Annotated in this window: 10 protein-coding genes; 3 read left to right on the top strand and 7 right to left on the bottom strand. The window is 43.4% G+C overall.

Annotation, left to right across the window (positions count from 1 at the left end):
- Nucleotides 1-16 precede the first annotated feature (16 nt).
- Nucleotides 17-2,608 carry a leucine--tRNA ligase gene (leuS, locus tag IEY40_RS10690; protein WP_188956028.1) on the bottom strand — a complete coding sequence of 864 codons (2,592 nt, stop codon included), beginning with the start codon at nt 2,606-2,608 and terminating at the stop codon, nt 17-19.
- Between the two features lie 120 nt (nt 2,609-2,728).
- Between leuS and IEY40_RS10685 the strand changes: the two genes are divergently transcribed.
- On the top strand, nt 2,729-3,229 hold the full coding sequence (locus IEY40_RS10685; protein WP_188955959.1) for a zinc ribbon-containing protein: 501 nt from the start codon (nt 2,729-2,731) through the stop codon (nt 3,227-3,229).
- A 15-nt stretch (nt 3,230-3,244) separates the two neighbouring features.
- Here the strand turns inward: IEY40_RS10685 and IEY40_RS10680 are convergent, their stop codons facing one another.
- The 6 genes from IEY40_RS10680 to miaB all read right to left on the bottom strand — a co-directional run bounded on the left by IEY40_RS10680 (nt 3,245) and on the right by miaB (nt 9,295).
- A complete protein-coding gene (locus tag IEY40_RS10680) occupies nt 3,245-3,535 on the bottom strand; it encodes a DUF6482 family protein (RefSeq protein WP_188955957.1) in 291 nt (96 codons plus the stop codon).
- 151 nt (nt 3,536-3,686) lie between these two features.
- Nucleotides 3,687-5,219 carry an apolipoprotein N-acyltransferase gene (lnt, locus tag IEY40_RS10675; protein ID WP_283107988.1) on the bottom strand — a complete coding sequence of 511 codons (1,533 nt, stop codon included), beginning with the start codon at nt 5,217-5,219 and terminating at the stop codon, nt 3,687-3,689.
- A gap of 33 nt (nt 5,220-5,252) precedes the next feature.
- The gene (corC, locus tag IEY40_RS10670) at nt 5,253-6,131 is read right to left on the bottom strand and encodes a CNNM family magnesium/cobalt transport protein CorC (RefSeq protein WP_188955953.1); all 879 of its coding nucleotides are present in this window, start codon (nt 6,129-6,131) and stop codon (nt 5,253-5,255) included.
- 46 nt (nt 6,132-6,177) lie between these two features.
- Nucleotides 6,178-6,648 carry an rRNA maturation RNase YbeY gene (gene ybeY, locus IEY40_RS10665; protein WP_188955951.1) on the bottom strand — a complete coding sequence of 157 codons (471 nt, stop codon included), beginning with the start codon at nt 6,646-6,648 and terminating at the stop codon, nt 6,178-6,180.
- Entirely contained in the window at nt 6,645-7,709 is a 1,065-nt protein-coding gene (locus IEY40_RS10660; RefSeq protein ID WP_188955949.1) for a PhoH family protein, read from the bottom strand. The genes ybeY and IEY40_RS10660 overlap by 4 nt, the downstream gene beginning before the upstream one ends.
- A 161-nt stretch (nt 7,710-7,870) precedes the next feature.
- A complete protein-coding gene (gene miaB, locus IEY40_RS10655) occupies nt 7,871-9,295 on the bottom strand; it encodes a tRNA (N6-isopentenyl adenosine(37)-C2)-methylthiotransferase MiaB (protein WP_188955947.1) in 1,425 nt (474 codons plus the stop codon).
- A gap of 480 nt (nt 9,296-9,775) precedes the next feature.
- Between miaB and IEY40_RS10650 the strand changes: the two genes are divergently transcribed.
- Nucleotides 9,776-11,008, top strand: a complete 1,233-nt coding sequence (locus tag IEY40_RS10650; protein WP_188955945.1) for an FAD-dependent monooxygenase — start codon at nt 9,776-9,778, stop codon at nt 11,006-11,008.
- 150 nt (nt 11,009-11,158) lie between these two features.
- Complete coding sequence (gene pth, locus IEY40_RS10645; RefSeq protein WP_188955943.1) at nt 11,159-11,746, top strand: aminoacyl-tRNA hydrolase; 588 nt, start codon at nt 11,159-11,161, stop codon at nt 11,744-11,746.
- Nucleotides 11,747-11,771 lie beyond the last annotated feature (25 nt).

Here is an 11,771-nt window from a genome sequence, read left to right as displayed (position 1 = left end):
CGTTGGCTAGCAATGATTAGTTAGCCACGATACTTAACAGTTTTCCTGGTACGTAAATCACTTTACGTATGCTTAAGCCTTCAGTGTGCTTTTGTACATGTTCGTCACTCATGCCTAATGCTTCAACATCTTCTTTAGATGCATCGGCAGCTACGGTGATTTTTGCACGAACCTTTCCGTTAACTTGAACCACAATCAGTTTACTATCTTCAACTAATGCAGACTCGTCAACTTCTGGCCAGCGGCTGTCTTCGATGTTGCTTTGGTTCCCGAGTTCTTTCCACACGGTAAAGGCAATATGAGGAACGATTGGGTAAAGAAGACGTGTCACAGCAGAAAGCGCTTCAGCAAGTAAGGCGCGATCTTGTGCGCTTTCTTGTGGTGCTTTTAGTAAGTGATTCATTAATTCCATTACTGACGCAACGGCGGTGTTAAACATTTGACGACGCGCAATGTCATCACTGACTTTTGCGATCGTTTTGTGTAACTCACGGCGCAGTGCTTTTTGGTCAGCGTTTAATTTGCTGGCATCAAGTGCTTCTGTTGTGCCTGCGGCAACATGGTCGCTAGCTAGTTTCCAGAAACGCTTAATAAAGCGGTGTGCCCCCTCAACGCCAGATTCTTGCCACTCGAGTGTCAGTTCTGGAGGTGATGCAAACATCATGAATAAACGGACAGTGTCAGCACCGTATTTTTCGACCATCACTTGTGGGTCAATACCGTTATTCTTTGACTTAGACATTTTGCTCATACCGGTGTAAACCAGTTCATTGCCTTTGCTGTCTACCGCTTTAAGAATGCGGCCTTTATCGTCTTTTTCTTCTACGGTCACTTCTAAAGGTGACACCCAAACGCGGGCACCTTTTTCATTGGTGTAGTAGTAAGCGTCTGCCAGTACCATGCCTTGAGTTAATAACTGTTTAGCTGGTTCGTTACTATTAACTAACCCAGCGTCACGTAATAACTTGTGGAAGAAACGGAAGTACAGCAAATGCATACACGCGTGTTCGATACCGCCTATATATTGATCTACTGGCAACCAGTAGTTCGCTTTAGCAGGATCTAACATTTCATCTGCGTGCGGGCTACAGTAGCGTGCGTAATACCAAGATGATTCCATAAAGGTATCGAAGGTATCTGTTTCGCGCAGTGCTGGTTGACCGTTAACAGTGGTTTCTGCCCATGTTTTGTCGGCTTTAATTGGACTTTGAATACCGTCCATTATCACATCTTCTGGCAGAATAACGGGCAGTTGATCTTCAGGTGTTGGAATGACGGTACCGTCGGCAAGAGTTACCATCGGGATAGGTGCACCCCAGTAACGTTGACGAGAAACACCCCAATCACGTAGGCGGTAATTGACCTGGCGTTTGCCTTTACCTTCAGCGGTCAAGCGCGCGTCAATGGCGTCAAATGCCGCTTGAAACTCTAAACCGTCTAATTCTGGGAATGTGTCACCAGAGTTAAATACCACACCTTTGTCTGTGAAGGCTTCTTTGCTAACGTCTAACTCGCCTTCAAGAGGCTTAATTACCGCTTCAATGGCTAAGTTGTATTTTTTCGCAAATTCATAATCGCGTTGATCATGTGCAGGAACCGACATCACTGCACCGGTGCCGTAGTTCATCAACACAAAGTTAGCGACCCAAATTGGTACTAGTTTACCGGTAATGGGATGAACGGCGTTTAAGCCAGTTGCAACGCCTTTTTTCTCCATTGATGCCATCGCGGCTTCAGTGGTGTCAGCGTTTTTACATTCTTCTAAAAACTCAGCTAATTGCGGATTGTTTTCAGCAGCTTGTATTGCAAGTGGGTGACCTGCTGCAATCGCAACATAGGTGACGCCCATTAATGTATCTGGACGAGTGGTATAAATATCAAAGCTTGCGTTACTGTCAGCTACGGCAAAGGTCATTTCGATACCTTCACTACGGCCAATCCAGTTACGTTGCATCGCTTTAACCTGTTCTGGCCAACCATCTAACGTATCGATATCGTTAAGCAATTCTTCAGCGTAGTCGGTGATTTTAATAAACCACTGTGGGATCTCTTTTTGCACGACTTCAGTGTCACAGCGCCAGCAGCAACCATCCTGTACTTGCTCATTAGCCAGTACAGTTTCATCGTTTGGACACCAGTTTACCGATGACGTTTTTTTGTAAACTAAACCTTTTGCATACAACTGAGTGAAAAACCATTGCTCCCAACGATAATACTCAGGCGTACAGGTGGCAATTTCACGGCTCCAATCATAACCAAAACCTAATAACTTAAGTTGGTTCTTCATGTAGTCGATGTTTTCGTAAGTCCACGGTGCTGGAGAGGTCTTATTATTGATCGCGGCATTTTCTGCTGGCAGACCAAATGAGTCCCAACCAATCGGTTGCAAAACATTTTTACCTTGCAAACGTTGATATCGTGCTACAACATCACCTATGGTGTAGTTACGAACGTGGCCCATGTGAAGACGGCCTGAAGGATACGGAAACATGGAAAGACAATAGAATTTCTCTTTGCTTTCATCTTCAGTGACTTCAAAGGTTTTATGTTCTTGCCAGTGCTTTTGCACTAAGGCTTCAATTTCTGAGGGATTATATTGCTCTTGCATCAATCTATTTCCGGCCATGCCGCCCATTGTTTGATCTAACGCTCAACAGCGCGATTTATAACTGCATAGAATAAACCAGAAGTGATCTATTAAAAAGGTGCGTATTAAGGAGTATTACTTATGAGTGGAAAAAGTTCAGCACTATTAGCCTTATATCAATCACTATTCGAACAAGTGAAAACTAAGTTTGATGAAGATAACTCATTGACTGCTAAAAGTTTGTTTAAGTCAGTAACTCAAGGAAAAGCATATCTAAAACTAAAATCAAATGCCGATGAAGAAGAGTTAGCCTTGGTAGAAGAATTTTTAAAGCGAGACATTGCAGAGTTCTTAAGTGAGAAAAATGCCGATAATTTAAGTTTTAGCCCGATGGTCATCGGGATTGAAAATACATTATGGCAATGGCTCAGTGAAATTACAGACCGAAGCCAAGTGGAATGGCATGAGTTATTGCAAGATTTTAAGCATCATGGTGTGTACAAATCAGGGGAAATCATTAATCAAGGTAAGTTGACATGCAATAAGTGTGGTCACGAAATGCAAATCGATTTTCCTGGAGTAATCCCCGATTGTCCTAAATGTGATTACGATGAGTTTTCACGTGAACCGCTCACACCGTAATAATCAATTATTAGCCTAAAACTCGACTCGGTAACGGCAATGTTGTGAGCTGTTGTTACCGATCATTTCATCATACGCCGTTTGGATTTGTATCATGGCGTAATGTATCCCTTGCTGTTTAAGCAACATTTCCGCTTGTGTAATTGAATTAAGGCTCATTAATTTACCTGTTTTATCTCGAGCACTTTTAAAGTTACCTTGCTCATCTTCTATTCCAAGTAAATAATGATTTGAATCGGCATAACTGATAATGGTTGGGTGTAGCGCTTGCTGGTTAATGGCTGACTTTATTTCTGATAGTTGCATAATAACCTCCAGTTGCTGTGTATGACCTATTACGATGTTCAGATGGATATAGTTCAATATTTAATCGGTGATTGATGAGGAGAAAAAAATTAACTGAAAAAAATAGGCTACCTCAATGAGATAACCTATTTATGGTAAATATTTATGTTGGCTACTTACGCAGGTAATTAGCCATGCCCATCAATAACATTAAGCCACATAAGATGAGCAAAGGTAATTGGCCTATTTTTCTAAACCAGGTTTCACCTTTGTAAAGCGCGACATTAGTAACCAGCACGCCGGTTTCAAATTGCGGAAGAGCGTCGGTAATTCGACCGTGGGGGTCAACAACAGCAGTGACGCCATTGTTGGTGCCTCGTAATAGTGGTTTACCCATTTCGATAGCACGCATCTGGGCTATTTCCATGTGCTGTAGTGGCCCATTTGATGCACCAAACCAGGCGTCATTCGATACTGTGAGTAGCATATCCGTTTGGTTTGTCACGCTTGCCCTAACTTGTTCAGGAAAGACAATTTCGTAGCAAATTGCCGGGGCAATATGGTAACCCACAGCAGTGAGGTTTTTTTGAGTGTAGTCACCTCGTTGAAACGATGACATCGGTAAATTAAAAAACGGGGCGATGGGGCGAAGTAAGTCACCCAAAGGCACAAATTCACCAATAGGCAGTAAATGATGTTTTTTAAACTCGTTTGTGCCGTTGCCCTGATAATCAGCACTTGGTTGCTGCTTTTGATTATGGTTACCTAACACAATTAGCGAGTTATAAAAATCTTGTTGCTGGTGGCTAATAATACCGGTAATGATCGCTGTGTTATTAATGTTGGCTACTTGGTTGGCATTAGCCAAAAAGTCTTCAACCATGGCTTCTGGTGCTGGAATCGCCGCCTCTGGCCAAATGACAATATCAACGCTTGATGTGTCATCAAACTGAGCGCGAGTGAGATCCATGTATTTCAACATCGTTGGCCACAGTGCATCGGGTTCCCATTTCATGCTTTGGGGAATATTACCTTGCACTAAGGCGACTTTAACTGTTTTACCACTGGCTGATATTGGGTTGAGTTGCGGTGCTGCCCACGCGCTTAAAACCAGGATCGGGATGATAATTAATACAGGTAATATACGCTTTTGCGTGAGTAGCATTAATGCCCCGGCGACTAGGGCAACAATAAAACTTAGCCCAAGAGCACCAATAAAGCTGGCCAGTTCACTCAACGGTCCAAGCGTTTGGCTGTAGCCAGCCCAAATCCAAGGGAAACCAGTTAGTACCCAACCTCTTAGCCACTCTGTTAATACCCATAATGCTGGGAACAAGCCTAAATAGGTTAAGTATGGGGATAGCGCGTGTTTACGGGTTTTAGATAATTTATTGAGTAAATATCCACAAACTGCAGGGTAAATTGCTAAATACACAGCCAAAATGGCCATCAATGCCATGGACACAACAATGGGCATGCCGCCAAAGGTGTCAATACTGACGTGTACCCAGCTGATACCAACGGCAAAACAGCCAAAGCCAAAGCTAAGCCAGTAATATAGGCTTTGTTTTGCATTTAAAGATTGGCTTTGCCACAGTGCAAAAGTGAGTGCTAACGGGAATGCTGCCCAGATTTCATAAGGCGCAAAAGATAATGCAGTGCTGGCGCCAGCAATAAATGCTGTCACCAGACTGATAATACTCAAGGATGAGTATATAAATTGATTTTTAAACACGATTTAGTTGTCGAATTCTTCGCTGATATTAGGGTCGGGTAGCTTAACACGAAGTTGCACTAAACGGCGGTTATCTGCGTTGATGACTTTGAATTCGATATTGTTTATCACAATACTTTCATTACGCTCAGGTAAGTGCCCAAAGGCGTGTGATACTAAACCACCAACAGTATCGAACTCTTCATCGCTAAAGTTGGTGCCACACGCTTCATTAAAGTCATCAATTTCAGTTAATGCTTTAACCATAAACACAGTGTTACTGAGCTTTTTTATTTCGGTATCTTCAACTGAATTGTGGTCAAATTCGTCTTCAATTTCGCCGACGATTTCTTCCAATATATCTTCAATAGTGACCAGGCCCGATACACCGCCGTATTCATCTACCACTATGGCCATATGATAGCGTTGTGAGCGAAATTCTTTGAGTAATACATCTACGCGCTTACTTTCTGGAACCACCACAGCAGGGCGAATAACTTGAGCAAGTGTGAAAGGTTCGTCAGATTGCTTAAAACCGTATTTGATTAAATCTTTGGCGAGTAAAATGCCTTCGATATGGTCTTTATCTTCGTTGACGACAGGAAAGCGAGAGTGACCAGATTCCATGACGATTTGGAGAAATTCATCTACTGTCGAATCTATTTGGATGGTTACTATTTGTGACCGCGGGATCATGATGTCGCGCACACGCAGGTCGGAAACCTCTAATACACCTTTAATCATTTCGCGAGTGTCTTCGGTTATCAGGTCGCGCATTTCAGCGCCTGCAATGACGTCGACTAAGTCTTCGCGATTTTGAGGTTCGCCCTGAAATAGTTGGTTGATTTTATCGAACCAGCTTCTCTTGTGGGCGCTTGTACTCGGGGGGATATCGTCACTCATAATATTTTTCTAAACAAGGGCTATCTATCTGATATACCTTGTTTATTTATGCTTCCTTATAGGGATCTGAAAAACCTAAGCCTTCAACAAGTTGGGTCTCTAATGACTCCATCTCATCGGCTTCCTCGTCGATAATATGGTCATAGCCCAGCAAATGCAAGCAGCCGTGTATGACCATGTGCGCCCAGTGGGCGTTTAAGGGTTTATTTTGCTCGCTTGCTTCTTGTTCAACCACGGCTGCGCAAATGACTAAATCACCTAAAAGTGGTAGTTCAACTTCTGGCGGCGCTTCAAATGGGAACGATAAAACGTTAGTGGGCTTGTCTTTGCCTCGATAGGTCAAATTAAGCTGCTGGCTTTCGGCAATCTCGACCACTCGGATGGTGAGTTCAACCTCACCCATGGTTTGGCCCACGGCTGTACGAACCCAGGTTTCAAACTCTGCTTGAGTTGGAGTTGCTGCGTTGTCGACGGCAATTTGTAGGTCAAGGTCTAACAATATAGCTTGCTGGCTCATTGTGCCGAATCCTGTTTTTCTTGCTGCTGACGTTTTTGCTCGCGCTCACGGTAAGCTTGTTCTTTTGCCGCCTTTTCGATTTGCTCTTGCTGCTCGAATGCTTCATAAGCTTCAACGATACGAGCCACTACTGGGTGACGCACAACATCTTGGGCAACAAAGAAATTAAAGCTGATTTCGGGCACTTCACTCAAGACTTCAATAGCGTGGCGCAAACCTGATTTTTGGCTGCGCGGTAAGTCGATTTGAGTAATGTCGCCGGTAATCACTGCACGTGAATTAAAACCAATACGGGTTAAGAACATTTTCATTTGCTCTACCGTGGTATTTTGAGCTTCATCCAAAATGATAAAAGCATCGTTAAGAGTGCGACCACGCATGTAAGCAAGCGGCGCAACTTCAATCACGCTGCGCTCAATAAGTTTTTCGACTTTTTCAAAGCCCATCATCTCAAACAGAGCATCGTAAAGAGGCCGTAAATAAGGGTCGACTTTTTGGCTTAAATCACCAGGCAAAAAGCCGAGTTTTTCACCGGCTTCAACCGCTGGGCGAGTCAGTAATATACGGCGTACTTCTTGACGCTCATAAGCATCTACCGCAGCAGCAACAGCTAAATACGTTTTACCCGTACCGGCTGGACCAATACCAAAGCTTATGTCGTGGCGAGTAATGTTATGCATGTACACGCTTTGATTTGGCGTGCGTGGTTTAATGACGCCACGTTTGGTTTTAATATGAACGCCACTGTCATCGTTGTCTTGGGCGGCTTCAAGATTAATGGCTTCTTGAATCGCTAAATGCACTACCTCTGGCTCTAAGTCAGGTGTACTGCCTTTGACTGTTTGAGTTTCGATATACAGTTGGCGTAGTAAATTATTAGCATTTAGGGCGTTACGCGGTAGACCGACAATCGTGAAGTGATTATTTTTATGAATAATCTCAACGCCTAAGCGGCGTTCCAGTTGTTTGATATTGTCGTCAAATGGGCCACATAATGAGGCTAAACGGCGTGTATCTGAAGGTTCAAGATACAAGTTCATGGTCGTGACTTTAGTGGTCAAATAATGCTCCAGTGCTTATTCGGTAACAACAAAAAAATAAAGAGACGGTGTGATGTCCACAGTTTACGAGTGTCTTTATTGAATTACCATAATATGACGAATTTTAGGCAAAATTAAAGGCGGACTAGCCGCCTTTAATATCGTACTTAAACCCATCAGATTTATGGCTTGTAGTGGGTTACACCTAAAGCGTCATCTTGTTTGTGTTTAGCTAAAATATCAGACGGACGTAAACTGCGACGTAGATCCATTTCGCTTTCGCCACGAATAAATTCGCCGCGTAATGAGTTGGTGTACACATCAACAATTTTCACATCAACAAAACTACCAATGTGGGTGTGCGGTGCTTCAAAGTTCACCACACGACTGTTTTCAGTACGACCGCGAAGCTCCATTGGATTCTTTACTGAAGGCCCTTCAACTAAAATACGTTGTACAGTGCCTAACATATGGCGGCTGTAACGCATGGCTTGTTGGGTAATGCGATCTTGTAAAATAGCTAAACGCTGTTTCTTTTCATCGTCGCTCACATCATCTGGCAAATCGGCCGCTGGCGTACCTGGACGAGCGCTATAGATAAAGCTAAAGCTATGATCAAATGCCACATCTTCAATCAGTTTCATGGTGTCAGCAAAATCATCAGCTGTTTCACCTGGGAAGCCGATAATAAAGTCAGAACTGATTTGTATATCAGGACGTGCTTTACGTAATCGACGAATGATTGACTTGTATTCGATGGCCATATGGCCACGTTTCATTTGCGTTAAAATACGGTCAGAACCAGACTGTACTGGTAAATGTAAGAAGCTGACTAACTCAGGAGTGTCTTCATACACGTCAATAATGTCTTGGGTAAATTCAATCGGGTGGCTGGTAGTAAAGCGTAAACGATCGATTCCGTCGATTGAGGCGATTAGACGCAACAATTCAGCAAAGGTACAGATTTCATCATCGTGAGTTGCACCACGATAAGCATTCACGTTTTGGCCAAGTAAATTGACTTCACGTACACCTTGAGCGGCTAATTGGGCCACTTCGAGAATGATGTCGTCTAATGGACGGCTAACTTCTTCGCCACGAGTATAAGGGACGACGCAGAAAGAACAGTATTTGCTGCAACCTTCCATAATCGATACAAATGCCGTTGGGCCGTCTGCACGAGGTTCAGGTAAACGGTCGAATTTTTCAATTTCAGGGAAACTGATATCGATAACTGCTTTTTCGCCACGCTGGATCTGTTCAATCATCTCAGGTAAGCGATGTAAGGTTTGTGGGCCAAAAATAATGTCGACGCATTGAGCGCGATCTTTAATGGCTTTACCTTCTTGTGAAGCCACACAGCCACCAACCCCAATAATTAAATTAGGATTTTTGTCTTTTAAAGTTTTCCAACGCCCTAGCTGATGGAAAACCTTCTCCTGTGCTTTTTCACGAATAGAGCAAGTATTAAGCAGCAGTACGTCTGCTTCGCTCGCGTCTTCGGTCAAGGTATAGCCTTGATAGTCGTCTAATAAATCAGCCATCTTTGATGAGTCATACTCATTCATTTGACAGCCCCAGGTTTTAATATGAAGTTTTTTACTCATCAGTGCTCGCCGGTAAACAACAGTAAAAATAGCGCGATATTTTACCTGTTGTAAGACGCTCTGGCTAGCACTAGTGCAAGTTTCGCTCGTTTAGCGGTAAAGTATTTAATAACCCTAAAACGAGTAATGCTTTAAGGCGCCGGATAAAACATTCTGTTTAGGCTCATTAAGACTATGTTTAAACGGCATATATTGGCGTTATGCTTACATGATGAAAAGCTGATTTAGTGCTAAATCACGATTAACGCAGCACACCCTTTCCGTGGTTTATGGATATAGGGCATAATCAACAGCATTACGAATGAACACCTAGTGTCCGATGATGTGGATTTCGGCCAGGATTGCGTCTTTGGATTAGTCTTGGCTACACTCTTTTGTGCTTAGTCACAGTTTTGTTATAACAGGACATAAGTTAGTTGTACTGTAAAGCATTAATCCGGTGACACTCATTCATGGCGTTATGCCAAACGGTCACTTTTTATGGATATAGACACGATGCAAGATATTCCTCACGCAATGGATACTCAACCTTCAACAGAATACGATGTCGTGATTGTGGGCGGGGGTATGGTAGGCGCCGCCGCAGCAATCGGGCTAGGACAATTAGGGTTAACTGTCGCTGTTATTGAGGCGCGCGAACCGCAAGATTATGACCCTGGACAGCCATTAGATGTGCGAGTGTCGGCGATTAGTGTAGCATCCGAGCAGTTGCTAACACGTTTAGGCGTCATGGAGCAGCTACTCACCATGCGTCATGCACCTTATGACGGCTTGGAAACCTGGGAAATGGACGGTTGCTTAACCTCTTTTACTGCTGAGCAAGTTGGTCAAACGCATTTAGGGTACTTTTTTGAAAATCGGCTGATTCAATTAAGTTTGTGGCAGCAAATTCGCACTATGGAGAAGGTTGCGCTGCTTTGCCCCCATAAAGTAAGCCAAATCACGCGTCAGGCCGAACAGCAACAAATTGAGATTATCCTTGAAGATGGCAGCCTGCTGAGTACTCGATTACTTGTTGGTGCCGATGGCGCTAATTCACAAGTGCGTCAATGGTCTGGCATTGGCGTTACTGGTTGGGATTATGCTCAATCGGCGATGCTAATCAATATTCACACTCAAACAGAGCAACAATCTGTTACCTGGCAACAGTTTACTCCCGCAGGCCCGAGAAGTTTATTACCACTGCCTGGCAATAATGCATCACTAGTGTGGTATGACGATGCCAATCGCATCAAGCAGTTATCGCAATTAACCCCCTTGCAATTAGCCGAACAAATTAAACAACACTTTCCGGCAAGGTTAGATGCTAACTTTAGCGTAGAAAATAGTGGCAGCTTTACCTTAACTCGTCGCCATGCGCAGCGTTATTACCAAGATAATCTCGTCATTCTTGGCGACGCAGCCCACACTATAAATCCACTGGCAGGTCAGGGGGTTAATATTGGCTTTAAAGATGTCGACGTGCTGGTGGCGCAAGTCGCAAATGCAATAGGCAGTGGGGAAATATGGTGGGAAGCACGAGTATTAAAGCGCTATCAACAAGCACGTTATTACGATAATCAATTAATGATGACTGCAATGGACGCCTTTTATGCCAGCTTCAGTAATGACTTATTGCCGCTTAAGTTATTGCGAAACGGTGCATTAAAACTGGCGAATATCGACTCACCTATAAAGCGTAAAGTATTAAAGTACGCACTTGGGTTAAATTAACTAAAATCGTCAGCGAAACTTGTGGTTTGTTGACAAGGCATTTGAGTGCTAAAATGCCGCGTTTTGCATCATGTGTATACTAATGACCCTTTACGCAGGGGATTTATGACGTAGACGTGAGGCACTCGCAAATATACTGACTAGGTTGTGATGAGTAACATTAAATTAATTGTTGGGTTAGCAAACCCAGGTGCCGAATACGCACAAACTCGCCATAATGCTGGCGCTTGGTACGTGCAGGAACTTGCTCGTATTTGTAATGTTCCTTTAGTCGCAGAGAGTAAATATTTTGGTGTTACTGCTCGCGCTATTTTGCACGGTAAAGATGTCCGTCTGTTGATCCCTACGACATTCATGAACTTAAGCGGTAAGTCTGTTGCTGCATTAGCCAATTTTTTCCGCATTTTGCCTGAAGAGATTTTAGTTGCCCATGATGAATTAGATATTGATCCCGGTGTGGCCAAATTTAAATTAGGCGGCGGTCATGGCGGACATAATGGTTTAAAAGACATTATTGCCTGTTTAGGTAATGACAAAAATTTCTATCGTTTGCGCATTGGCATTGGCCACCCAGGCGATAAAAATAAGGTTAGCGGTTACGTATTGGGCAGAGCTCCTGCAATTGACCAAGAGCGGATAAATGCTGCTATTGATGAAGCTGTGCGTTCAACCGAAATTTTATTTAAACAAGACATGGTGAAAGCCATGCACCGATTACATTCGTTTAAAGCAGAATAAGCTCAGTAAGTTTTGTTTTAACACC

The organism is Shewanella ulleungensis, from assembly GCF_014648315.1.
Classification (GTDB): Bacteria; Pseudomonadota; Gammaproteobacteria; order Enterobacterales; family Shewanellaceae; genus Shewanella; species Shewanella ulleungensis.
This window is presented reverse-complemented; position numbering and strand designations above follow the sequence as displayed.

Coding starts and splice junctions, on each gene's coding strand:
- corC (WP_188955953.1), bottom strand. CDS start 6,131: ATGAGTGACGATATCCCCCCGAGTACAAGCGCCCACAAGAGAAGCTGG.
- IEY40_RS10680 (WP_188955957.1), bottom strand. CDS start 3,535: ATGCAACTATCAGAAATAAAGTCAGCCATTAACCAGCAAGCGCTACAC.
- pth (WP_188955943.1), top strand. CDS start 11,159: ATGAGTAACATTAAATTAATTGTTGGGTTAGCAAACCCAGGTGCCGAA.
- leuS (WP_188956028.1), bottom strand. CDS start 2,608: ATGCAAGAGCAATATAATCCCTCAGAAATTGAAGCCTTAGTGCAAAAG.
- ybeY (WP_188955951.1), bottom strand. CDS start 6,648: ATGAGCCAGCAAGCTATATTGTTAGACCTTGACCTACAAATTGCCGTC.
- IEY40_RS10685 (WP_188955959.1), top strand. CDS start 2,729: ATGAGTGGAAAAAGTTCAGCACTATTAGCCTTATATCAATCACTATTC.
- IEY40_RS10650 (WP_188955945.1), top strand. CDS start 9,776: ATGGATATAGACACGATGCAAGATATTCCTCACGCAATGGATACTCAA.
- miaB (WP_188955947.1), bottom strand. CDS start 9,295: ATGAGTAAAAAACTTCATATTAAAACCTGGGGCTGTCAAATGAATGAG.